Annotated in this window: 15 protein-coding genes; 2 read left to right on the forward strand and 13 right to left on the reverse strand. The window is 49.1% G+C overall.

Annotated elements, in window-relative coordinates:
* Positions 1-7 precede the first annotated feature (7 nt).
* The 3 genes from KVT36_RS01910 to KVT36_RS01920 all read right to left on the reverse strand — a co-directional run bounded on the left by KVT36_RS01910 (position 8) and on the right by KVT36_RS01920 (position 3,159).
* A complete protein-coding gene (locus KVT36_RS01910) occupies positions 8-1,519 on the reverse strand; it encodes a glucosaminidase domain-containing protein (RefSeq protein ID WP_217601805.1) in 1,512 nt (503 codons plus the stop codon).
* Positions 1,520-1,611: 92 nt separating this feature from the next.
* Positions 1,612-2,256: an O-methyltransferase gene (locus KVT36_RS01915; protein ID WP_217601806.1), complete on the reverse strand. Its 645-nt coding sequence runs from the start codon at positions 2,254-2,256 to the stop codon at positions 1,612-1,614.
* Positions 2,257-2,460: 204 nt separating this feature from the next.
* The gene (locus KVT36_RS01920) at positions 2,461-3,159 is read right to left on the reverse strand and encodes a TIGR00730 family Rossman fold protein (protein ID WP_217601807.1); all 699 of its coding nucleotides are present in this window, start codon (positions 3,157-3,159) and stop codon (positions 2,461-2,463) included.
* 198 nt (positions 3,160-3,357) lie between these two features.
* Here KVT36_RS01920 and KVT36_RS01925 point away from each other — a divergent pair, with 198 nt between their 5' ends.
* Together KVT36_RS01925 and KVT36_RS01930 are read left to right on the forward strand one after the other, a co-directional pair.
* Positions 3,358-3,894, forward strand: a complete 537-nt coding sequence (locus KVT36_RS01925; protein ID WP_217601808.1) for a TIGR00730 family Rossman fold protein — start codon at positions 3,358-3,360, stop codon at positions 3,892-3,894.
* A gap of 92 nt (positions 3,895-3,986) precedes the next feature.
* A complete protein-coding gene (locus tag KVT36_RS01930) occupies positions 3,987-5,441 on the forward strand; it encodes a sodium:solute symporter (RefSeq protein WP_217601809.1) in 1,455 nt (484 codons plus the stop codon).
* 291 nt (positions 5,442-5,732) lie between these two features.
* On the opposite strand, the gene KVT36_RS01935 is transcribed toward KVT36_RS01930, so the two are convergent.
* The 10 genes from KVT36_RS01935 to KVT36_RS01980 all read right to left on the reverse strand — a co-directional run bounded on the left by KVT36_RS01935 (position 5,733) and on the right by KVT36_RS01980 (position 24,803).
* Positions 5,733-8,108: an alpha-L-rhamnosidase C-terminal domain-containing protein gene (locus tag KVT36_RS01935; protein ID WP_217601810.1), complete on the reverse strand. Its 2,376-nt coding sequence runs from the start codon at positions 8,106-8,108 to the stop codon at positions 5,733-5,735.
* 101 nt (positions 8,109-8,209) lie between these two features.
* Complete coding sequence (locus tag KVT36_RS01940) at positions 8,210-9,337, reverse strand: TIGR03364 family FAD-dependent oxidoreductase (RefSeq protein ID WP_217601811.1); 1,128 nt, start codon at positions 9,335-9,337, stop codon at positions 8,210-8,212.
* Positions 9,338-9,361: 24 nt separating this feature from the next.
* Positions 9,362-10,045, reverse strand: a complete 684-nt coding sequence (locus KVT36_RS01945; protein ID WP_217601812.1) for an HAD hydrolase-like protein — start codon at positions 10,043-10,045, stop codon at positions 9,362-9,364.
* Between the two features lie 220 nt (positions 10,046-10,265).
* On the reverse strand, positions 10,266-10,853 hold the full coding sequence (locus tag KVT36_RS01950; RefSeq protein ID WP_217601813.1) for a hypothetical protein: 588 nt from the start codon (positions 10,851-10,853) through the stop codon (positions 10,266-10,268).
* Positions 10,854-10,933: 80 nt separating this feature from the next.
* Positions 10,934-12,340, reverse strand: coding sequence for an FAD-binding oxidoreductase (locus KVT36_RS01955; RefSeq protein WP_254639791.1), 1,407 nt, complete (start codon positions 12,338-12,340; stop codon positions 10,934-10,936).
* Positions 12,341-12,458: 118 nt separating this feature from the next.
* A complete protein-coding gene (locus tag KVT36_RS01960; protein WP_217601814.1) occupies positions 12,459-13,481 on the reverse strand; it encodes a PorP/SprF family type IX secretion system membrane protein in 1,023 nt (340 codons plus the stop codon).
* Between the two features lie 6 nt (positions 13,482-13,487).
* Positions 13,488-17,150, reverse strand: coding sequence for a PKD domain-containing protein (locus KVT36_RS01965; protein ID WP_217601815.1), 3,663 nt, complete (start codon positions 17,148-17,150; stop codon positions 13,488-13,490).
* A 244-nt stretch (positions 17,151-17,394) separates the two neighbouring features.
* Complete coding sequence (locus tag KVT36_RS01970) at positions 17,395-21,039, reverse strand: PKD domain-containing protein (RefSeq protein WP_217601816.1); 3,645 nt, start codon at positions 21,037-21,039, stop codon at positions 17,395-17,397.
* Positions 21,040-21,180: 141 nt separating this feature from the next.
* Positions 21,181-23,346 carry an ATP-dependent DNA helicase RecG gene (gene recG, locus KVT36_RS01975; protein WP_254639792.1) on the reverse strand — a complete coding sequence of 722 codons (2,166 nt, stop codon included), beginning with the start codon at positions 23,344-23,346 and terminating at the stop codon, positions 21,181-21,183.
* 131 nt (positions 23,347-23,477) lie between these two features.
* On the reverse strand, positions 23,478-24,803 hold the full coding sequence (locus KVT36_RS01980) for a citrate (Si)-synthase, eukaryotic (RefSeq protein ID WP_217601817.1): 1,326 nt from the start codon (positions 24,801-24,803) through the stop codon (positions 23,478-23,480).
* Positions 24,804-24,906 lie beyond the last annotated feature (103 nt).

Consider the following 24,906-nt stretch of genomic DNA (forward strand, 5'->3'; position numbering starts at 1 on the left):
AACGCGGTTATTTGCCTACTACCAGGCGCTGACCGATCTTGATATCGGTACCCTGCAGGTTGTTCCACCGCTGCAGCTGGTCAATAGAAATGTTATAACGTTTGGCTATGCCGTAGGCGGTTTCTTTAGGTTGTACATCGTGATACTGCATGATGCCGGTGCTGCGTGGCTGCGTGGCAGCCGGAGCGGGGGCGGGTGGCGGAGGCGGTGTGGTGGCCGGCCCTGCCTGTGCAGGTGGTGTCTGGCTTTTGGGCATAACCTGGGGCGCCTGGCTGCTGCCGGAAGATGACATTTTCACATCGCCCATTTTCTTCAGGTCTTCTACCATAGCTACCGGTATGCCGCCACTTTGGGAAGTGGTTGCGGCGCCGTCTGTTCTGGCGGGCGCCTGGGCCTGGGAGGGCTGTGACGCCTGGTTCTGCGCAATCTCTTTCTCTATATCGTTACCGGCTTTTTTTACGGAAAAGTCTTCCCCGGCATTTTCATCTTTAGGCTCATTCTTCGACAAACGGGGCGTAGCGCTGGCATAACCATCCAGGGCCAGCCTGGTGCCTGCTGCGGGCTCCTGCCCTTCTTTCATTTTATTACGCCTGCGCAGCCATTTCAGCTGAATGCCTTCTGCCTGTGCTACATCGTGCATGGTTTCACCCTGGGCTACGGTATGAAAATCGTTCTTACTTTTTTTGCCTTTCTTTTGCAGGTAAATGTACATGTCGTTTGGCAGGGGTACATCCTGTGAAAGATCATTGTATTGCAGCAAACGGCTTAAACGTATATCATAGCGGTCTGCTATTTGTATCAGCGGTGTGCCTGCAGGCAGGTACAATACTTTACGGTCGTTGATCTCAAACACTCCTGAAGGACGCTTGATGGCAGCGGCTGGTTGGGCCGGTGTATTGGCAGCTGTAGAAGGCCTGCTGGCAGCGGGTTCCGGGCGGCTGGTGTAAGTATTGTTATTGGTAGTATTATTGTTGGCGGGCCTGGTATCAGACCTGGCTATACCTAAACCTTCCTGCGTGTATTGCTCCAGGTTATAGTCTTCAATTATTTTGATCAGCTGCTGCGGATAAGTTCTGCTGGTAGCATAACCTGCCTGCTTGAGGCCATAGGCCCAGGATTTATAATCGTCCTGACTAAACTGGAACAGGAATGCATAGCGGGGATTATTTTTCAGGAAAGCGGAATGATCGTGGTAAGAATCGGCAGCAGAGCTGTATTTGCGGAAACATTCCTGGCGGGCATCATCATCATAATTTACAGTAGGGCCTACCCAGTTGTTCTTACACTTAATACCGAAATGATTGTTGGAGTTGAGCACCAGCCAGCCGTTGCCGCTCTGGGTTTCCAGGATGCCCTGGGCCAGCTTAATGGCGGCGGGTATGCCGGAGGTGTGCATTTCATCAATGGCAATGCCCTTGTACGTAGCAATATATTGCTCCGTTGTCATGGTTTGCGCTTTCAACACAGGCATGCAGCCGATAAGAAAACTAACCACTAACCAAAATTTTCTTACTTGCATGAAGAGGAGTTTAATGGGAAATATTTTTGATGTGCTGATGTGCAGATGAATTGAAGCGTTGGCATTCATTTGCACATCTGCGTATTTGCACATTATTTAATTTTTCTGATCATAAGCAAACCATCCCGGATGGTGAGCAGCACCTGTTCTGCACGGGCATCAGCTTTTACTTTTTCGCAAAAGGCGATCATGGCTTTGGCATTGGCGCTTTGCTGGCTTTCATCCTGCAGCACTTCACCGTGGTAAAGCACATTATCAGCCAGTATAAAACCACCGGGCCGCAGCTGTTCCCATACCAGGTCCAGGTAGTTGGCGTATCCCTGCTTATCTGCATCTATAAATACCAGGTCAAATGTTTCCTGTAATTGCGGGATAATGTCAGCGGCTTTCCCTATGCGTAACTGGATCTTATTTTCCAGTCCTGCTTCTTTAAAATAACGTCTGCACAATTCCTCTCTTTCTTCGTTAATGTCCAGTGTGTATAACAGGCCGTCTGCGGTGAGGCCCTGTGCCAGGCATATGGCAGAATAACCGGTGTAGGTGCCTATTTCCAGTATGCGGCGCGGCTGTACCATATGGCTTACCATAGATAGGTATTGCCCCTGCAGATGCCCGCTCAGCATGTGCGGCTGCTCCACTTTCAGGTATGTTTCGCGGTGAAGGCGGCGCAGCACGTCATTTTCCGGGCTGGTGTAATTTTCCGCAAATGCATTCACTGCTGCAGGTATAACGTCCATAAGCTGGAAAAAATTTCTGCAAACCTACGGAAAAAGGCTTAATGCTGAATGCGAAACGCGGAACGCTGAATGCTTAACGCTGAATGTGCTAAGCCCTTGACAAGGGCAAAAAGCCGCGTTAACGCCTGATGCTGAATGCTTAATATTGTAATGCGCAGCGCATTGAATGCGGCAAAATGCGTTAAGCGTTCCGCATTCAGCGTATTAAAAGTTCGGTCTTAATTTATTGGTTGTGTAGAATACACGGAAATACTCCACTACTTCATCGGCTGTATCAAAAAGCTTCAGCAGGCCCAGGTCTTCAGGGCTGATGTTACTTTCCTTTTCCATCATTACATTACGGATCCATTCCAGCAGGCCGCTCCAGTACTCTTTACCTACCAGCACCATGGGGGTTTCCGTCATTTTTTTTGTTTGTATGAGTGTGGCTACTTCAAAAAATTCGTCCATGGTACCAAAGCCACCGGGCATCATTACAAATCCCTGGGCATACTTGGTGAACATTACTTTACGTACAAAGAAATAATCGAAGTGCAGGTTTTTGTCGTAGTCTACATATTGATTGGGGTATTGTTCATGGGGCAGGGTAATGTTCACGCCTACGGATTTGCCTTTGCCTTCCTGTGCGCCTTTATTGGCGGCTTCCATTACGCCGGGGCCACCGCCGGAAATGATACCAAAACCATCTTCTGCCAGGCGCCGGGCTATTTCCACGGTAAGGTCGTAATATTTATTACCCGGTTTTGTACGTGCTGATCCGAATACTGATATACAGGGTCCCATTTTGGCCAGGGCTTCAAATCCTTCTACAAATTCGGCCATGATCTTGAATATTTGCCAGCTGGAATGGGCTTTGGTTTCTGTCCAATCTCGCTCTTTCAGATTTTTTAAAGTAGTGTTCATTGCTAGTGTAATATTGATTTAACAATATAGCAATTTAGGTATTATTTTTAGTCCATGGTCAATAGTTGATGATCCGTTGCCTATTGCGTGGGGTTGGTGGCATGGGAAATCAGATCAGGCTATCGGATGAAGGACCTGTAATTTATGTAAAAGGCCATGGACTATGGACCATCGGCCATGGACTAAAAAAATACACCTATGACTAAGAACATGGCAGTTTTTTGCGGATCCAGCCTGGGCACGCACCCGGCTTATGCACGGGAAGCTTCCCGGCTGGGATACCTGCTGGCATCCCGGGATATTAACCTCGTATATGGCGGCGGAAAGGCCGGACTAATGGGCGTTATAGCGGACAGTGTGCTGGAGAACGGCGGTAAGGTGATTGGCGTAATACCCGAATTCCTGAACACACGGGAGCGTAAACACGAAAACCTTACGCAGCAGATAGAGGTGCAAACCATGCACCAGCGTAAAACTATCATGTATGAAATGAGCGATGCCGCCATTATATTACCGGGCGGTTTTGGTACACTGGATGAGTTCTTCGAGATCATTACCTGGAACCAGCTAACGCTGCATAGCAAAATGGCAGGGCTGCTGAACGTTGAAAATTTTTATGGACACCTGTACCAGCACATGCTGCGCATACGCGATGAAGCCTTTGCCCCTACCGCGCAAATAGAACACCTGCGCATGGCAGATACCGCAGAGAAGCTGATGGAATTAATGGTATAACCGTTAAGATGTGCCACAAAGGTGTGGCTCGTGTAATCGTTTTTTAAGTTATTTTTAGCAGCATATAATTGGGGAACATTTAAACCATCAGCATGTCAGCCACCTTGTTATTCAGCTTAGTGATCGCTTATTTTTTAGTATTGCTGGCAGTTGCCTGGGTTACCAGCCGCAACTCCAACAACGATTCTTTTTCTATTGGGGACCGCAACAGTAACTGGATGTTGGTGGCCTTTGGAATGATCGGTACTTCACTGAGCGGTGTTACGTTTGTGAGTGTGCCCGGTACAGTAGGCGGTAGCGGCTTTGCTTATATGCAGGTGGTGATCGGTTACTTTATCGGTTATTTTATTGTGGCGTTCATACTCCTGCCGTTGTATTACCGGCTGCACCTGACCTCCATCTATCACTACCTGGAACAGCGTTTTGGGCTGGTGGCCTATAAAACAGGGGCCTTATTCTTTATTATTTCCCGTACGCTGGGCGCTACTGCCCGGTTGTACCTGGTAATAAATGTGCTGCAGCTGTTTATACTTGATAACCTGCATGTGCCTTTCTGGGTTACTACATTTGTGATATTGCTGATGATATTGTTGTACACCTTTGAAGGAGGTGTAAAAACCATTGTGTTTACAGATACCCTGCAAACTACCTTTATGCTTTTAGGGCTGGTAGTGTGTATTGTGTACATAACCCGCAGCCTGGGTTTTTCTTTTGGTGAAACCATGTCAGCATTAAACGCCAAAGGGTTTACACGCATCTTTAACCCGGATGTGAACAGCGGCGGCTTCTGGCTAAAACAAATACTGGGCGGGGCTTTCATCACTGTAGGTATGACGGGGCTTGACCAGGAACTGATGCAAAAGAACATCAGTGTAAAAAACCTGGGCGATTCACAGAAGAATATGGTAAGCTTTAGCATTGTGCTGGTGCTGGTGAACTTTTTGTGCCTGCTGCTGGGCGGCCTGCTGTACCTGTTTGCAGAAAGTAAGCAGATCGGTATTAAAGGGGATGACCTTTTCCCTACCGTTGCATTGAGCTATCTGCCGCCGGTGATCTCTTTTGTATTTATTATTGGGTTGATCTCTGCACTGTTTCCCAGTGCTGACGGGGCTTTAACGGCGCTCACCTCCTCTTTTTGTATTGACCTGCTGGGCCTGAAAAAACGGGAAGACCTGGATGAAAAAGGCAAAACAAAAACCCGGCGCAGCGTGCACCTTACCTTTACGGTTGTTTTCTTTTTATGTGTAATGATCTTTAAATGGATCGACAATAAATCCATTATTGATATTATCCTGAAAATTGCCGGTTATACCTATGGCCCTTTGCTGGGGCTGTTTGCATTTGGCATTTTTTCCAAACGGCCTGTAAAACAAGGTTATGCAGTGCTGATCGTTTGCCTGGCAGCGCCGGTGATCTGTTACATCCTCAGTGATAATGCAGCGCGCTGGTTCAATGGCTTCCAGATAGGGATTGAGCTGCTGATACTGAATGCGCTGATCACTATTGCAGGGCTTTGGATGATATCGAAGAAAAGCGAATTGAGTTAAAAAAAAGAGCAGGTAACTTGACAGAAACCTGCTGTACATTTAACACGTTATGAACGTGCAGCTCTTAACATGTAAGCGCTGCATTATCTTTCTTTATCTAAAGCCAGCAATTAGCTAATTATTTATGGGTCAGGGATCGGAAAATCCGGTGTATTATGCGACCACTGCCTGTCTTGCTCCTTCTTGTATAGATATTCAGATTATTATAATGGGATAGCGGCAATGCAATTGACCTGCCTGATGCATAATAACGTGGTTTTAACAAAAATTACCACTAATGTTGCTTAAAACCTAATTTTTTATTAAAAAGTTTTGTTTTCCTTCCTTCAGGGGAACGGTACTGTTATTCCACACAAAACGGCCTGAAAGGCCCGGCGGTAACGTAACCTCCGCTGCTACTCCACTGCTGCCTGTTCGTTTAAGAGTTACCGTTATATTGCCCTGCGGAAGCGGCATAGTACCGCTTACGGTTGTTAGCTCGCCCATGGCGGGTTGTATCTTCACTGCAGCAAATCCTGGCTTATCCGGCATAATGCCGCAAATGGTGGCCAGGAAGTCGTAGTTAGGGCTGGCGCTCCATGCATGACAGTCGGAACGGGTAGGCTCCGGGTTTTCTGCAAAAGTGGTAAGGCCCATGTCCAGCATATCCCGCCAGGGTTTCAGCTGTGCATAATAACGGTTGGCCATGCCTGCTTTTTTAAGGGCCAGGTTCAGATAAAAACGATAATAAAAAGTAGCCTGGCTCAGAGCAGCATCATCCAGCACCCGCTGCAACACGGCTTGCTGCCTGCTTTCAGGGATAGCACCTGCCAGTACGGCTATAATACCTGCATGCTGGCTGAATGTATTTTGCAGAGGCGTATTGGCCATTTCATTGCGGGAAGCATTGAAACAAAGCGCATAGGTACCTTTATTCAGTGTAGCGGCTAACTGGCTGTAGTGCTGCGCTTCAGCCTGTTTGCCGTAAGCAGTGAACAATGCAGCAGCCTGCTGTAAGGTATAGGCATACTGCATAGTAATGATAGCAGAATTACCATCTGTAGCGCCATCCGGCGTGCCACCCGGGAATGCATTGTTCCAGTCTGTAAATCCCCACCATTGCATAGGGCCTAACATGTTCTTTTGCTGATCAATATGTTTTTCATACCAGTCCAGCACCCCGCGTATGGCGGTGAAGTATTGCTGTATAAATGCATCGTCCTTACGGTGCATCCAGTAGTCATATACCATGGATACCCAGTACAGGGAAAAAGGCGGTATCACCTGCAGGCGGTTACTGGGATAACGGCCCTGGGTAAGGCCTTCCGGCACACGGGAGCAATAAAAATCATGAATGGCCTTACGCATTAAACGATCGTCGCCGGTAACGTACAACGATATGAGGGATTGTATGCGGGTATCTCCTTCATACTGCAGCTGCTCGTAGTACGGGCAGTCAAAATAAGTTTCGCCGGCACATAAACGGGCTGTGCGCCAGCCCACATCCCAAATAGCTTTCAGGGAAGTATCGTTACTGCTGAAACTTGCTTTTTGTACAAATGGATAACCGGTGTAGCTGCCCTTAAGATCGTTTATAACAAGCGGCTCATTGCCTGTAGTTATATCCAGCTGCAGATAACGGTAGGTGCGGAACCACAGGGGGCGGAAGCTGCGCAGCTCCCCGCCATCCGGCTCAAAAATATCAAAGTTACCCATGATCTCCCGGCCTTCTACTTCATTACGGTTGCCTTTTTTATAGTTGGAGAACAGGGCTTCGGCATACGTCATTTTTACAGTGCTGCCGGCGCCTTTGCTTACCGTAAGCTCAGGATAGGCAGCGGTGTTAAAAGACTGATCCAGCAGAATGCTTACGGTTTTATTTGCTGGTATGGTAAGCGGTGCGTTGCCGCTAAGGAAATCATCATTTGCTGTAATGCCCTGTGCACGCCTTACTTTTTGCAGGCGTTGCGGCGTTTCCTCCATCAGCGGAATGCTGCGCGGCACCAGGGTCCACAGGTTATCTGAACCATAACCCGCTGGCTCCGGGGTGGTGACAGATACGGCCGCCGGCCAGCTATTATCATCATACTTTAGCTGCTCCCAGTTCCAGGGATAATCTGCTGCCTTTACATGATCACCAGGGCCTACCACCATATAAGTACGCAGTCGCCTGCCATTATCTACAGAGCAGGGTGTATAGGCTTTATTAGTGTACACTTTCCAGGTGGTATTGGTATTCACTTCTTTTTCTGCTTCCGTATCGCCCTGTACCACCAGGCCGGTTTGGTTGGATACCTGCGCTACCGGCGCATATACACCCATATTCCAAACCAGCACAGCCAGTACATTGCGGCCGGCCTGCAGGTAAGGGGCAAGATCTACCGTTTCAAAGTTCCAGTTATACAGGTCACCGCGGGCAGGGCCGCTGCATATAGGCTGACCGTTCACCCACAGGCGGTAACGGTTATCTGCAGAAATATGAATTATGTAACGGGATGGTTTGGTGCTGAGGTTAAGCGTTTTACGGAAGTGATATACCCCGTAATCACGTTGGGCAATTCCGGGTGCGGAGATCCAGGAAGATGAATGCCAGGAGCCTTTGAGCAGCTGCGGGTTTACGGGCAGGTCCTGTGCAAATACCTGCACGGATAATAATGACCATAAGGACAGGAGTACGAATGAACGCATACGTGGATGTGGAATTTGACCAGCAAAATAAATAATGCTGATGAATAAAGTTAAGCGGCAGGATGGGTTTGTTATCCTATGGTGTCCTAGTTGAGGAATAATTATCGACTGCCAATGATTTCCTCTGCCAGGCCCAGGGCCAGCGTCATGCCGGCGCCGCCAAAACCGTTTACGATGGTGACATTCTTTTCCGCTTCCAGCACCAGGTTGGTTTGGCCATTGGTAAGCTTGGGATAAATGCCATGCCAGCGCTCCTGTATGGTAAAGTCAGGGGCTTTAAGGAAGGTGTGCATATAATCCAGGATCAGCTTATTAATGAACTCTTTATCAAAAGGTGCAAAGTCAGGGCCGTATTCGTGGGAATCGCCCAGGGTTAGCTCCCCGCCACCATTCTGGGATACCAGCACATGCACGCCCCATTGCAGGTATTCCGGTGTTTGCTCCTGCACCCGTTGCCGTAAGGCGGTTAAAGTTTTGCAGATATTAAAGGCGCTGTAATGCAGCAGCGTTAAACCAGCGCACAAAGCAGGCCCTAACTGCCAGCTGCCCGGCTGCGGCACAGTACGCATCATCTGCAGCTTGCACTTAATAAGTGCTGTTTGCGCAAAGGCTTGCGGGTACAGGGTTTCAAAATCGGCCCCACTGCATACGAATACACGGTCTACTTTCCACTGCTCATCCAGGGTTTGAATGTATGGCCAGCTAATGCTGTTCACGGCTGTGTTAAAACGCAGGGTAACATTGAACCGCTGCTGCAGGTGTGCTGCTATCATAGCGCTGGCTTCGCGCGGGTTTACCGTCATTTCGGTAGGGCTGTACATGGCGCCTAACAGGCCTTCCATTTTTACTGCCTGGCTGCGGGCAGCTACCTGCGTGGGGGTTAGCAGCTCACAGTCATAACCGTTGGCGGGTGCTGCCTGCACAAACTCTTCCAGCACCGCCAGCTCATCTTTTGCATATACTAAATGCAGGGAGCCGGTTTCGTTACATTCCAGTCCAGTAGCGGCTGACAGCTCTTTCCAGATGCGGCGGCTGGCCATGGCGCGGTGGTAATGCCCGCCCGTTTGCTGGCCAATGGGCCATACTAATCCAAAGTTGCGGATAGAAGCGCTTAACGCACGGCTGTTACGTTCAAACAACACTACTTTATTCCCTTGCTTAGCCAACTGATAAGCAACTGCCAAACCTGCTATGCCTGCGCCTATAACGGCTACATCTGCATGTTTCATAATGATTGAATATGCTGGTGTATGTTAGTTAATTATTTCGAGGATCTCTTCCAGCCCGGCAATAAGGTGGGTGTGCGGGCCTTTTTCCAATGCTTCTTTTGTATAGGCGCCGGTAGTAACGCCTATTACATATGGGCAACCGGCATTGGTACCTTCTTCCAGGTCGGAGATGGTATCGCCTATTTTAGCTACCTGCTGAATGCTTTGTGTGCCCAGCTGTTCCATGGCCCGGTAGATCATATACGGATATGGGCGGCCCTGGGCTACTTCATCGCTGGTAACTACGGTATCTATAATGCCGTTGTTTAGCCAGCCTACCCGTTCTAAAATAATATTGGTGATGGCGCGGTCAAAACCGGTATCCAGGGCAATCTTAATACCGCGTTGCTTCAAGGCCTGGAACACTTTGCCGGCGCCGCTTTTTTCCCGTACGCTGGCATCCTGCCGGTAGTGCGCGCTCATCTCCTGTACAAAAAGCGTGTGCAAGCCATTTACAAAACCGGCGTCCTGGTGGCGGGTGTCCTGCTTTTGCTGTAACAGGTAGCGGATGGCATAGGGTTTGGCGTAACCCATTACCTCATTTACTTCCGGCAGCGATACCGGTACCCCGGCCTGTTGTTGTATTACCTGCTGTAATACACGGCCTACATTGGATTCATCGTGCAGGGTAGTACCTGCTATATCAAATACGGCTAATTGTAAATTCATGAGCGTAATGGTCAAAGGTTACGGGTACAAAGGTATAAAAGCAGGTGATACACAGTTTAGTATTTATAAACAATTAACAATAGATTTAAAAACGAAGTGGAGGAATTTGAATTGAGGATTGGGGATTGAATTAAAATAGGCCGCTACTAAAAGATAAGGCGTGCAAAGCAAACGATCATACGTTCACTTTGCACGCCTCAGCTGTTGTGTATAAATAAATTTACAATCCTATATTAAAGCCCATACGAAACACGGGGCGGTTCTGGTAAGGGGACCATGTTTCCTGTATTACATCATACAACACCATAATGTAAAAAGAGGAACCACCACCTTCTCCTAAGGGCTGGGAATAACCACCACCCAGCAACAGGCTGGGTACTGTATGGCTTTCCTTTACAGTTGACTTAGGATCAACCGTGTTATCTGTTATTTTTACACTTACATAATTCAACTCTGGTTGTGCATGCAAAAAAAGCATTTCAAACGGATAGAACCGGCCCCAGAGGCCACCTCCATATACGTTATAGGAATTCTTAACTGTGCCATTCGTGTACTCCCATTTTTCAGATGCATATTGAAAGTTAATGGTCGCACCGGCAGCAAACATCTCTGAAAACCGATAACCCAAATCCGGGGATACATTGATGTTAGTATAACTGCCAAAGGTAAGCCCCAGCGTACCGCCGATCATCAGGCGGGAAGGGTCAAAACCTTTGCGTTCAGAGCTGGTAGTATCTGTTTTATAATACTGGGCCTGTGCAGCGTGCATACCTGCCAACAGCAGTATGCATAAGAGCAAACGTTTCATCGGTTACTTATTTAATGTTTTTTAAGCTATGGGTGTATTTCCTATTCCTGTACCACGCACGCTTTGCAAGCGCGGTATGTTTAGTCAAATATTTTCCCTCTGTTCAAGATATTGCTGGGATCAAATACCTGTTTGATCTGTTTCATGATCTGCAGGTGCTGATCATCAAAGATCACATCCATGTATGATTTCTGTACCAGGCCAATGCCATGCTCTCCGGAAATGGTACCGCCCAGCTGTTTTACCAGCTCAAATATTTCACGGATACCGGTTTTGAGCGTACCATTCCACTGCTCTTCCGACAGCTCTCCACGGATAATGTTCACATGAAGATTGCCATCGCCCGCATGTCCGTAACACACAGAATGGAAGCCATACTTTTTACCAATATCCTTTACCCCTTTCAGTAATGCGGGCAGCTCTGCACGCGGCACTACAGTATCTTCCTCCTTATACACAGAATTAGCTTTAACGGCTTCGGCTACACGCCTTCTTAATTTCCAGAGCTCTTCTTTCTGCTGATGATCTTCTGCAAAAAGAATATCCCCGCAATCAAATTCCGCTACCACGGCAGCAATGCCTTCCATTTCCTGCATCAGCACTTCTGTATAGTTGCCATCTACCTCTATCAGCAGGTGGGCCTGTATACCTTCTTCTATTTTTACTGTGCTGCTATCTACATAACGCGTTACCCATTCCAGCGCATCGCGCTCCATAAACTCCAGTGCAGAAGGAGTATACCCTGCACGGAAGATGGCGCTTACTGCGGCGCAGGCATTTTCAGCAGAGCGGAAAGGCACCAGCATCAGCAGGTCATATTTTGGAGATGGAATTAAGCGTAATACTATTTTAGTCACAATGCCCAGCGTACCTTCACTGCCTACTACCAGCTGGGTTAAGTTATAACCGGTGGAGTTCTTCAGCACATTGGCGCCCGTCCATATTACAGCGCCGGAAGGCAGCACTACTTCCAGGTTCAGCACATAATCCTTTACCACACCATATTTTACGGCTTTGGGACCGCCGGAATTTTCCGCAATATTGCCCCCTATTAAACAGGAGCCGCGGCTGCTGGGATCAGGCGGGTAGAAAAGCCCTTTTTCCCGGACTGCATTTTGCAGCACTTCTGTAATAACGCCCGGTTCTACTGTTACCTGCAGGTTCCGTTCGTCAATAGCTATGATCTTGTTAAAACGCTCCATAGATAGTACTACCCCACCCCACTGCGGCAAAGCGCCGCCGCTTAAACCGGTGCCCCCGCCACGGGGTGTTACCGGCAGGCTTTCCTGCTGGCACAGCTGCATAATACTGCTTACCTGCTCCGTGGTATTGGGTTTCAATACTACTTCCGGTAAATAGTGCAGGTCTTCTGTTTCGTCATGCGCATAGTGATGCAGCGCTTCCTCGTCTGTTAGCACATTGGCCGCTCCCACAATATCCCGGAAAAGGTCCAGGTGCCGGGCATCGAGCTTGGAGAAGTTCATCATGGGACAAAGATAGAGGAATTACGAATTATGCTGAAGGCAGAATGCTTAATGCCGAACGCTGATTATGTTTTGCTTTATGCATTCAGCGTTAGGCGGCATTCAGTCCATTCGTAATTAATTAAAAGCTGGGACATAATGTAGCTCTGCGGGCGCTGCTGAAGCTGCGGTTGGGATAAAGGCCGGTATAAACAATACCTATTTCGTAGGCGCCACGGCGGCCGTTGGATACAGCCAGGTTAGATGCCGTAACATCATAGCTGAACATCATGCGCACCTTGGAGATCTCATATCCTACCAGGAAAATAAAAGCATCGTTCAGGCGGTAATAAGCGCCGCCAAATACCTGCTTTGTACCATCGCCGGAAAGGTTATAGGCGGCATTGGTACCCATTACCAGCTCGCGGGAGCCGGCCTGCCGGGTATAATAGGCGGCAGGGTTCAGGATCACCTGGTCATTCAGCTTAAAAATACCATTCAGGAAACCGATATAACGGCGGTCTATCTGGTTATTGCCTTCGTAAAAGCTTTCATGCGGCTTGTTCACATGCTGCACGGAAAAACCGCCATTCACGTAAATATTATCGGTAGGAAAGTAAGCGTAGTTCATACCCACCTGCATGTCGAAATAATTCACTTTTGACTGCGTAATGGGTTCTGCAGTGGGCAGCTCAGAATCAAAGAACTTACCGTTCCACTGGTCGCCAAAAGTAAGCTTAGCCAGATCTACCCGCTTGCTGGCAGATCCTACATTAAACCCTAATGACAGCAGGCTGCTTTGCCCTAACAGCTGGTGGTAGGCTACAGAACCATATACCTTGGTAGAGGTAAGGTTACCGCTGCCGGCCTGGTCCCGCAGGATCACGCCGCCCAAACCTACCCAGCCATACTCCAACCGGTCGCGGAACAGCTGGAAATCGGCAAAGGCCGACATAGTCTTATATGGCACCGGGATACTGGCCCACTGGTTACGGTAGTTGATACCTACCCGGTAATTACCATCCGGGATAAAACCGGTATTGGCCGGGTTGGTAGTTAGCGGTGAGTTAAAGAACTGCGAAAAATGCAGGTCCTGTGCGGCTCCCTGCAGGGAAGCGAACAACAATACTAAACCGGCTACATAAAATTTTACTGGCTGCTTCATGGCTCGTCATCTTAACAAAGTAATGTTTCCTGTCTTATTCGTTTTCGTCCCGTCGCTGAATTCTACACTTACGGCGTATGCATATGCATCCATGGGTTGAATGGCGCCTTTGAACCGGCCGTCCCAACCAATGGTGGGATCATTGGATTCAAAGACCAGCTGGCCCCAACGATTGAATATCTTTAAATTGAATTTGGCTATTCCAAAGCCCCGCACCATCAGCACATCGTTCCGGCCATCATTATTGGGTGAGAAGGCATTAGGGACATCAAACAAGGGGATCACAATTGCCGCTACCTGCTTACAAACCGTATCTATACACCCTGCGGCATTGGTAGCCAGCAAACACACATCGTACGTTCCTGTTTTATTATACTGGTGTACGGGATTGGTTTCAGCAGAAACGGTCCCATCTCCAAACTCCCACAAATAGCTTGCCGCACCTATGCTCTGGTTCACGAAAGTCACCGGTGTATTTTCTTCCGGTTTGGTAGGTGTGAAGGAGAAGTCGGCACTGGGCGGACCAAATACCGTGATCGTTATGCTGGTATCGTCCTCCTTATTACAGGTATTGTTATCTACTGCATGCAGCGTAACCGTGTAAGTACCGGGGTTTGGATATGTATGCACGGGGTAAGCCTCTGTAGAGGTGCTGCCGCCGTCTCCAAAGTTCCACTCAAACGTTTCCCCACCCAGGGAGGTATTGTTAAACTCGATGGTAGAAGGTGCGCAGGAGCTGTCCGGCGCTATAAAGCTGGCTTCCACGTTAGCGGCCACACGCAAGGGCACGGTATCCGTATGCGGGGCGTTACAATAGTTAGTATCCACCAGGGTAAGCAGGGCATTATATACACCCGGCGACTGGTAAGCGTGCTGCCAGTTGCCCAGGCCTACGGTTGACTGTGGCGTACCATCCCCAAAATCCAGCGTAAAGGATAAATTGGTGAACGGTTTGCCCGGCGGCGCTACAGATGCATTTTGAAAATCATAGCTCAGGGCTTCGCAAGGCGGCAGCTTGGTTACCACCAGGTTTACGGAAGCACTGTCGGCCCGTATGCGTACCTGGGTGTAAGCGGTATCGCAACCGTTACAGCTGGCAGGGTCACATTTAATAAGGCGTATAGTATAATCGCCAATGGCGTTATAAGTATGGGAAACGGTATCCAGGTTACCACCTACGTCCGGTGAACCATCGCCAAAGTTCCAGGTACGGGTTTGGGCGGGAGAGCTGGTGGTATCTACAAACGTAATATCAGCAGGTACGCAATAGTTTTTCCTGCGGTCCAGGGTTTTAATGCCGGCTTTTACCCCATCCAGGTTAAAGGCGATCTTTAACGCGCCAAAGTTACAGAAGGGTGGTGCGGCTGTTGCATATGCGCCGGGCGTGGTTGGGTAACGCGGTTTTGCGCCATTGTTGGCCGATACGTTACACCAGGCGCACAGGCCCTGGTAAATAACCCCGTTACGGTCAAAACGGCTGGTACCGCCATCCACATGCTCATACAAACCATTGCCGCCAAAAAAGCTGGCAAACAATACACCCGTAGCATCACGCTGCAATACAAAAAAGTAAAAGTCCTGATCGTCTGTGGTGCGTTGCAGGGGATTTTTGGTGATCAGCCCAGTGGTGCCTGAATTAGGATAACGCAGTGATTTATTGATACCGCCACCCCAGCCGGAAACATATACATTCTCACACCGGTCTACCAGGAAGGCTGTGGGTGAAATGCTGGGGTCTGCAGCCTGCTTGCCAAAAGTAGTAGAGTATACAAAGGCCGACAGGTTAGGATCCAGCTTGGATATAAACTGCTTGGAATTATCGTTATAAAAAACCGTGGTGCCGGTGGGTTGCTTCACCGGCCAGCGCCCGTCTGTGGTACCCATTGCATACACATTTCCTTCTGCATCCAGCTGAATACCGTACACCTGGTCTGCCGATGCATTGTCTGCACCCAGGTAAGTGCTTTGCAGCACACTGGCGCCATCGCTGGAAATGTGGGCAATAAACCCATCGCACACGCCACCGCGGTAACCGGGATAAATAACACCACCGGTGGTACGGAAGTTAGTGCTGGCTGTGCCGCCGCCCACATACAAGGTATTACCGTTCAGCGCCAGCACATAACCTGCATCTTCCTTATCGCCGCCAAGATAGCTGGCCCATAACAGGTTGTTACAGTTAGGATCTATTTTCATTACCACTGCATCCTGCGCACCGCCAAAGCTGGTTTGGAAGGCGCCGGCTGTTACCGGAAAATCAGTGGAGCGGGTGCTGCTGGTTACATAAATGTTGGCTGCGCCATCCAGCACTACTTCACTACGGGCATCATCGCCATAGTTGCGTAACAGTACCCAGCTGCCGGCCTGCCGGTTCTCGCGCATATTCACCGCATCATCCGCACTGCCGGCTATACGCAGTGAACCAATGATGCCGGTACCGGCTGCGTTTAATTTCACAATGGCTATATCCCAGCCGCCACGGTTACCTACTTCATTTTTAAAGGGAAAGTTACCGGAGGTTGTTCTGCCGCTGATCACCAGGTTACCGGCTGCATCGGCAAATAAGCTATGCGGCTGCTCATCGCCATTGCCGCCTAAATAGGTGGCATATACCAGGTTGCGGCCATTGGGGGTGAACTTGCTGATACCAATATCAAACTGCCCGCCCTGGAAAGCATTCTGGATAACACCGGTTGTTACCGGGTAACCCTGCGCCCATACAATACCACCGCCGTAAAAATTACCCTGGTCGTCATAAGTAGCGGTAAAGCCCCAGTTATCGGCCCGGGAGCCGGATACGCTGGAAAATACATACGTTGGATCTATGACCAGCGGGTACTGCGGATCATACTTACCGGATATTTTAAAACCAACCTTATTACCATTTACACGGTAGCTAACCTTTACGGTTACACGCTGGTTATTGATGTATTGATATGCGTACGGCATCAGCTCTGTAGAGGTGCCTACAGAGGTAGTAATTTCCAGCTGGTCTTTCTTCAGCTCCAGCTTATCCACACCGTTATATTGTAATTGAATATTGGAAGGATCGGCGCCGGGATGCACGATCAGATCATACTTCAGCAAAGATGCTTCTGAATACACCTGCATATCAATGCCGGCATACAGGTCTTTGTAAAGCACCTGCTGGTAAGACTTTACACCCGACTTCCATTTGGAAGCATCGTTACCCAGGAAGTAGTTGCTATAACCATCCGTGGGTTTATCAGGTGTTACCTGTAAGGTGGATTTGGCATTCAGAAAAGTTACTTCGTAGGCATGCGCTCTTACAATGGGCTTCTCACGTTTAATATCGCCGGGTACATCCTGGTGCGGCGTGGTGCTGGCTGCGGGTGCGGCGGCAGTACCTTTTGCATTATAATCTACATAAGGCGGCGCCGGTGCATCTGCATGCCCGTGCATGTATTCTGTAAGCTTTGAGTAATCGGTTTTGTTGAGGAGAGAAAAAGTGAACCCATTCTTTTTAAGGAAGATGGCGCCCCCGCCCAGATCTGTTTTATACAAGAAATCTCCCTCCCACTGTCCTTTGTTCTCAATAAACTGCAAAGGGGTGAAATTACTGTTCTCCTGTGCTTGCGCCCTGGCCGGCAATGTTGCCATCAGCCAAAACGTAACACTCAAAAAACCGGCAAGGAAAGTAAATTTCAACGGAATAGATTTAGCGTTTTTTCCTGTAACTAATATACGAATAATAACGTGGAAAGGTTGGCTAATGTTACCGGCTTTGGGGCAACATTCATCCTATGTAATAAGTTATTTATACAGAAGATGCGGATAAACAAGTGGTATAATACATAAGCCCGCAAATTTATTTTTGTACCATTCTAAACTAAGACCTGTACAATAATAAAACGTTTAAGGCGTTGCAAAATTGTTGTATGGTCTTCCCCTTTTACCGTAATAAGGTAACGCTACCCTGTTTATTTGCCTTGCTGCCATCACTAAACTCCAGGTACACTGTAAAGGCATAAGCATCCATCGGTTGCAAAGCGCCTTTGAACCGGCCATCCCAGCCAATGGAAGGATCATTGGATTCAAATACCAGCTGCCCCCAGCGGTTAAAGATCTTGAAGCTGAACTTATTGATGCCAAAACCACGTACCAGCAGCACATCGTTCATACCATCCCCGTTGGGAGAGAAGGCATTAGGTACATCAAACAAAGGAACGACAATGGCGGTTACCTGCTGGCAGGCCGTATCCGTACAGCCGGCCTGGTTAGTGGCCGTCATGCATACCTCGTAAGTGCCGGTTTTGTTGTACTGGTGCACCGGGTTGGTTTGTGTTGATATCTCACCATCGCCAAACGCCCATAAATAACTTACGGCGCCAATGGACTGGTTTACAAAGGTAACCGGCGTATTGTCCTCCGGTTTGGTGGGCGTAAAGGAAAACTCCGCGGAAGGCGCGCCAAATACACGTATGGTTACGGTGGTATCGTCTGTTTTATTACAGGTATTGTTATCCACTGCATGCAGGGTTACCTGGTAGTCGCCTGGCGTGGGGTAGGTATGGGTGGGATAAGCTTCTGTGGAAGCAGCCCCGTCTCCAAAATCCCAGCTAAAGGATTCCCCGCCCAGGGTGGTATTGCCAAATTCAATAACTGCCGGTGCGCAGGAGCTGTCCGGCGCCGTAAAGCTGGCCACTACGTTGGCGGCTACCCGCAGGAGTATAGCTTCCGTATGCGGTGCATTACAGTAGTTGGTATCTACCAGGGTAAGGGTGGCATTATAAATACCGTCTGCCTGGTAAGGGTGCTGCCAGGAGCCTGTGCCCACGGACGATGCCGGGGTACCATCTCCAAAGTCCAGTAAAAATGACTGGCTGGTAAAGGGCTTGCCCGGCGGCGGGGTAGAACCATTGGTGAACTCATAGGCCAGTGATTCGCAGGGCGGCTGGCGAAGGGCTGAAAAATCCACCACCGCACTATCGGCCCGGATGCGTATTTCTGTAAAAGCCGTATCGCATCCATTACAGCTGGCGGGATCGCATTTAACCAGGCGTACCGTATAATCGCCAATAGCGGCATAGGTATGCGTAATGGTATCCAGGTTGCCGCCTACATCCGGCGTACCATCGCCAAAGTTCCAGGTACGGGTTTGGGCGGGGCTGCTGGTGGTATCCACAAACGTAATATCAGCAGGTACGCAATAGTTCTTTTTACGGTCCAGGGTTTTAATGCCGGCCTTTACCCCATCCAGGTTAAAGGCAATCTTTAATGCACCAAAATTACAATCCGGCGGCGCTACATTGGAGTAAGCGCCCGGCGTGGTAGGATAGCGCGGTTTGGTTGGACTGGTGGATATATTACACCAGGCGCATAAACCCTGGTAAATAACGCCGTTACGGTCAAAGCGGCTGGTACCGCCATCCACATGCTCATACAAACCATTGCCGCCAAAAAAGCTGGCAAACAGCACGCCTGTAGCATCGCGCTGCAGCACAAAAAAGTAAAAGTCCTGATCGTCGGTAGTGCGCTGCAAAGCATTTTTCACCGGCAGGCCTGAGGTACCGGAATTGGGATATTTCAAGCCTTTATCCAGCCCGCCGCCCCAGCCGGAAATGTACACGTTCTCACATTTATCTACCAGGAAAGCTACCGGCGAAATACTGGGCTCTGAGGCCTGCTTGCCAAAGGTTGTAGAGTATACAAAGGCCGACAGGTTGGGCTGCAGCTTGGATATAAACTGTTTGGAATTATCATTATAAAAAGTAGTAGCGCCACCGGGCTGCTGTATGGGCCAGTTACCTTCTGTAGTACCCATTACATATACATAACCGCCTGCATCCAGCTGAATGCCATATACCTGGTCGGCAGAGGGGTTATCAGATCCTATATAGGTGCTTTGCAGCAGGGTGGTACCATCGGTGGTAATATGGCTGATAAAGCCATCGCACACACCGCCGCGGTAAGCAGGATACTTACTGCCACCTGTTGTGCGGAAGTCAGTGCTGGCGGTGCCGCCAGCCACATACAGTGTATTGCCATTTAATGCCAGCACATAGGCTGCATCTTCTTTAGAACCGCCTATATAGCTGGCCCAGGTTAATGCATTACAGGTGGGATCTATTTTCATTACCACGCCATCCTGGCTGCCGCCCATTGCGTTCTGGAAAGTGCCGGCTGTTACCGGGAAATCCGTAGAACGGGTACAGCTGGCTACGTAAATATTATCTGCTGCATCTACCACCACCTCACTGCGGGCATCATCGCCATAGTTGCGTAACAGCACGGAGGCGCCGCTTTGCCGGTCCTCCCGTATGTTCACCCCATCATCCACACTGCCGGCTATGCACAATGCACCAATAATACCGGTGCCGGCAGCATTTAATTTTACTACGGCAATATCCCAGCCGCCACGTTTGCCTACAACATTGGTGAAAGGAAAATCGGATGATTTGGTTCTGCCGCTGATCACCAGCTCGCCCTTCGTATCTACAAACAGGCTATGCGGCTGCTCAATATTATTGCCACCCAGGTAGGTTGCATACAATAAACGGCGGCCTGTAGGATCAAACTTACTAATAGCAATATCAAACTTCCCACCCTGGAAAGAGCTTTGTGCAGCGCCCGGTGTTACCGGGTAATTACCGGGATCAAAGCTGATGCTGCCACCGTAAAAATTACCTGCTGCATCATAGGTAGCGGTAAAACCCCAGTTATCGGCCCGGGCGCCGGAGAGGGTAGAAAATACATAGCTGGGGTCTATTACCAGCGGATACTTTCCATCATAATCCCCGCTTATTTTAAATCCTACTTTATTACCGCTTAACCGGTAGCTCACTTTTACGGGTATACGTTGTTCATTGATGTATTGATAAGCATATGGCATCAGCTCCCTGGCTACGCCTACGGAGGTAGTGATTTCCAGGTTGCCTTTTTTCAGCTCCAGCTTATCTACCCCGGTGTACTCCAGCTCCACCTTAGCTGCATCTGCACCGGGTTTCACAATAAGATCATATTTTAACTGGGATGCTTCTGAATACACCTGCATATCAATGCCTGCATAGAGCTCCTGATACATCACACTTTGATAAGACTTTACATTGGAGCGCCATTTCGTAGCATCGTTCCCGATAAAATAGTTGCTGTATGCTTCTATAGCCTTATCCGGCACCAGCTGCGGATCTTTATTGGCGTTTAAAAAAGTAACCTCATAGGCATGTGATCTAATTACCGGCGCCTGAGGAGTACTGCCGCCCTGCACGCTGGCAGCTGCTGTGCTTTTATTGGAGGCTGCTTTGGCGTCATAGTCAACAGAAGGAGGTACGGGTGCGGAAGCATGCCCGTGAAAATATTCCCTTACACTTTCCAGCCCTGCCGGATCCATCAGATTAAAGGTAAAACCACTCTTTTTGAGGAAAATGCTGCCACTGCCCAGGTCTGTTCTATACAGGAAATTCCCGGACCACTGCCCTTTGTTCTCTACAAACTGCAGGGGAGTAAAATTACTGGCGGCAGTAGACTGACCTTTAACGACCCCGCTTACCAGCACCATTATGATACCTGTAAAAACGGCAAGGGAATTGAGTTTCAAGTGATAAACATTTAGTTGGTGGGTGAAAGTCCATGGAACATATTCCATGGCTTATAACGGATTACACTGTTTAAAGTTACTTAACGGCTGGCTGGCATACTAAAGCATGATTTAAATTCTAATAACAAACGTAAAACCGGGTCAGGAAATTTTACTCCACTGGGATTTTCCCCGCTGGCTGGCTAAATATTCCTGTAAGGGTTGATTTTCAGGCAGCGACAGGTCCATATCTTCCTGTAAGATCTTTTCCGCACAGGCCCGGGCTGCATCCAGCACCGGCTTATCGTGCAAAATATCGGCCAGCTTAAAATCCAGCACGCCGCTCTGGCGGGTACCTTCCATATCGCCGGGGCCGCGCAGCTCCATATCTTTTTCAGAGATAATGAAACCATTGTTCGTTTGCACCATCACGTTAATACGCTCTTTTGAATCGGCGCCCAGCTTTACCCCGGTCATCAGGATACAGAAAGACTGTTCTGCGCCCCGGCCTACCCTGCCCCGCAGCTGGTCCAGCTGCGACAGGCCAAAACGTTCCGTGCTTTCTATTACCATTACGGAAGCATTGGGCACGTTTACGCCTACTTCAATTACCGTGGTGGCTACCATAATATGGGTTTCGCCTTTTACGAAACGCTGCATATTGGTTTCCCGCATGTCTGCGGGCTGGCGGCCGTGCACCATGCTAATGTAATACTGCGGCTCCGGAAAAAAAGCTTTTACTTCCTCATACCCTTTCATCAGGTTCTCATAATCCATTTTTTCGGATTCCTCTATCAGCGGGTATACGATGTAGGCCTGCCGGCCTTTGCTAACTTCTTCCTTAATAAAATCCATTACCTGCGGGCGCTGGAACTCTGTGCGGTGTACGGTGGTAATGGGTTTGCGGCCGGGCGGCATTTCATCTATCACGGATACATCCAGGTCGCCATAAATGGTCATGGCCAGGGTACGCGGTATAGGCGTTGCCGTCATAACCAGTATATGCGGTGGTATATCATTCTTTTCCCACAGGCGCGCCCGCTGGGCTACGCCAAAACGGTGCTGCTCATCTACTATAGCCATGCCCAGGTTCCGGAACGCTACTTCCTTTTCCAGCAGAGCATGTGTGCCTATCAATATTTGTATGCTGCCGTCTGCTACAGCTGCCAGTATTTGTTTGCGCGCCTTGCCTTTAATACTGCCGGTAAGCAGGGCAGCCTTTAACGGCATATTTTCCAGCAGCTCTGAAATACCTTTAAAATGCTGCTGCGACAGTATTTCCGTAGGAGCCATTAAACAGGCCTGGAAACCATTGTCTATAGCCAGCAGCATGGTTAACAGGGCTACAATGGTTTTGCCGCTGCCTACATCGCCCTGTAACAGGCGGTTCATCTGGCGGCCATTCATAGTATCCTGCCGTATTTCTTTTAACACCCGCTTTTGCGCGCCGGTTAAGGGGAACGGCAAATGGTTGTTATAAAAGTCATTGAAATGATCTCCTACCGCGCCAAAGATATACCCGTGCGATTGCTGGTGCCGCCTGATCCGGATCCGGCAAATGCGGATCTGTGCAATGAACAGCTCTTCAAACTTCAGGCGGCGCCTGGCCTGCTGCGCTTCTTCTTCCGTGGCTGGTAAATGGATCTTGAAAAAAGCCATGGGCCTTGTCATAAGGCGGTACTGCTGCATTACAGGTGCCGGAATATTTTCCGGTATTTCCAGGGGCGATAGCTGCTCCAGCAGGTTAAAGGTGAGCTTTCCGATAGCCTTGGCCGTTAGGCCGCGGGCCTTCAGCTTTTCCGTGGTATAATATACCGGCTCCAGGAACTGTTTGCCGCCGGCAATATTTTCCGTGAGCAGGTCCATTTCAGGATGGGCGATCTGTAGGGTGCCGTTAAAGAAAGATAACTTGCCAAACACCAGGTAAGCGGTTTGCTCCTGCAGGGATTTTTGCATCCACTGCCAGCCCTGGAACCATACCAGCTCTATTTCTCCGGTTTCATCGCGCAGGGTGGCCACCAGCCTTTTGCCCCGCTTTTCCCCGATGACTTCCAGGGAAGTAATGCGCCCGCGGATCTGCACATAATCCATTTGCCCCATGAGCTGCCCTATTTTTTCCACCTTGGTACGGTCCACATACCGGAAGGGGAAATAATTAAGGAGGTCGCCAAAGGTGTGCAGGTTCAGCTCCTTACGCAGCAGCTCTCCGCGTTGCGGCCCTACCCCTTTCAGGTACTCAATTGGATTGGATAATATGGCGATTGGCGGTGGTATAATTAATGCGTTTTTTGTCCATGGTCCATAGTCAATGGTCCGTGGAGGTTGCAAGTTATTTAAATACGAAGATTAAATAAAATAGTCCGCGGAAACTCCACGGACTATTCAGTATTTCAGATCCTTTAAGTATTACTATACGTACGAGTCTATGGACCATCGACTATGGACCATGGACTAATCAACTATTCTGCAATGGCTTCTATCTTACCTTCTGCGAACAGCTTCATCCACTCTGTAGTTACAGATTTGGGGCGTTCGAGAGAAAGACCCAGGGCACGGTCCCAGCACAGGGATGCCAGTACGCCCAGCGCGCGGGATACGCCAAACAGCACGGTGTAGAACTCATATTCTACCAGGCCGTAGTGTACCAGCAGGGCGCCGGAATGTGCATCCACATTAGGCCAGGGGTTCTTTACCTTACCCAGGTCCTGTAAAATGGGGGGCACGGTTTCATACACCATCCATACTATACGCACCAGCTCATCGTCCGGTAAGTGTTTCTTGGCAAATTCCATCTGGGCAGTAAAACGGGGATCTGTTTTACGCAGTACGGCGTGGCCGTAACCTGGTACTACCTTACCATCAGACAAAGTTTTGCGTACGTATTGTTCTATCTGGCTTTTGGTAGGAATACCACCACCCAGCTCTTCACGCATGCTCAGGATCCAGCGGATCACTTCCTGGTTAGCCAGGCCATGCAGCGGACCTGCCAGGCCGTTCATACCGGCTGCAAATGACAGGTAAGCATCGCTAAGGGCAGAACCTACCAGGTGGGTAGTGTGTGCGCTTACGTTACCACCTTCATGGTCAGAGTGGATGGTCATATAAAGGCGCATCAGCTCTTTGAAACCTTCATCGTCATAACCCAGCATGTGGGCAAAGTTGGCAGACCAGTCCAGCATTCCGTTGGGCTGTATATGCTTACCTCCTTTATACTTACGGCGATATACGTATGCTGCTATGCGGGGCAGGCGCGCAATGAGGTTCATGGTATCCTCATACATATGGCTCCAGTAATCTTTTTTACTGATGCCTTCTGCATAGGCTTTGGCAAAATCAGATTCTGTCTGCAGCGCCATAATACCTACGGTGAACATGGTCATGGGATGCGCAGTGATGGGCAGCGCCTCAATTGCATCAAATACATAGTTGGGTACATGCGAACGGCGGGCCCACATGCCGGAGAGATACTGTACATCTGCTTCGGTGGGTAATTCGCCAATCAGCATCAGGTAAAACAAACCTTCCGGTAAAGGCTCTGCACCGCCCGGGGCTTTGGGTAAATTGTCCCGCAGCTCGGGAATTGAATATCCTCTGAAGCGGATACCTTCATTGGCATCCAGTAAAGAGGTTTCTGTTACCAGGCCGGGAATGCCGCGCATACCCTGGTAAGCCTGTGCAATCGTAACATCATCCAATTTTTTATTGCCATGATTTTTTATCAGGTCCTTAACTTCTGCGCTAAGTTCATCGGCCTTTACCTTGAATTTTTCTTTTATATACCCCATTTTGATACTGTAGTTTGATAGTTAAAACACAATCGATCAATTGTCAAAAGTAAGGATTTGTTAACTAAAACGCCAGGCTTTTTTAGCAACTCTCCGTAACCAG

The sequence above is a fragment of the Chitinophaga sp. GbtcB8 genome (assembly GCF_019091455.1).
Lineage (GTDB): Bacteria > Bacteroidota > Bacteroidia > Chitinophagales > Chitinophagaceae > Chitinophaga.

What these genes read in the sequence shown, in the direction of transcription:
- KVT36_RS01950 (WP_217601813.1), bottom strand. Translation starts at nt 10,853, where the DNA reads ATGAAACGTTTGCTCTTATGCATACTGCTGTTGGCAGGTATGCACGCT.
- KVT36_RS01940 (WP_217601811.1), bottom strand. Translation starts at nt 9,337, where the DNA reads ATGAAACATGCAGATGTAGCCGTTATAGGCGCAGGCATAGCAGGTTTG.
- KVT36_RS01980 (WP_217601817.1), bottom strand. Translation starts at nt 24,803, where the DNA reads ATGGGGTATATAAAAGAAAAATTCAAGGTAAAGGCCGATGAACTTAGC.
- KVT36_RS01925 (WP_217601808.1), top strand. Translation starts at nt 3,358, where the DNA reads ATGACTAAGAACATGGCAGTTTTTTGCGGATCCAGCCTGGGCACGCAC.
- KVT36_RS01930 (WP_217601809.1), top strand. Translation starts at nt 3,987, where the DNA reads ATGTCAGCCACCTTGTTATTCAGCTTAGTGATCGCTTATTTTTTAGTA.
- KVT36_RS01910 (WP_217601805.1), bottom strand. Translation starts at nt 1,519, where the DNA reads ATGCAAGTAAGAAAATTTTGGTTAGTGGTTAGTTTTCTTATCGGCTGC.
- KVT36_RS01915 (WP_217601806.1), bottom strand. Translation starts at nt 2,256, where the DNA reads ATGGACGTTATACCTGCAGCAGTGAATGCATTTGCGGAAAATTACACC.
- KVT36_RS01920 (WP_217601807.1), bottom strand. Translation starts at nt 3,159, where the DNA reads ATGAACACTACTTTAAAAAATCTGAAAGAGCGAGATTGGACAGAAACC.
- KVT36_RS01945 (WP_217601812.1), bottom strand. Translation starts at nt 10,045, where the DNA reads ATGAATTTACAATTAGCCGTATTTGATATAGCAGGTACTACCCTGCAC.
- KVT36_RS01935 (WP_217601810.1), bottom strand. Translation starts at nt 8,108, where the DNA reads ATGCGTTCATTCGTACTCCTGTCCTTATGGTCATTATTATCCGTGCAG.
- KVT36_RS01955 (WP_254639791.1), bottom strand. Translation starts at nt 12,340, where the DNA reads ATGATGAACTTCTCCAAGCTCGATGCCCGGCACCTGGACCTTTTCCGG.
- KVT36_RS01960 (WP_217601814.1), bottom strand. Translation starts at nt 13,481, where the DNA reads ATGAAGCAGCCAGTAAAATTTTATGTAGCCGGTTTAGTATTGTTGTTC.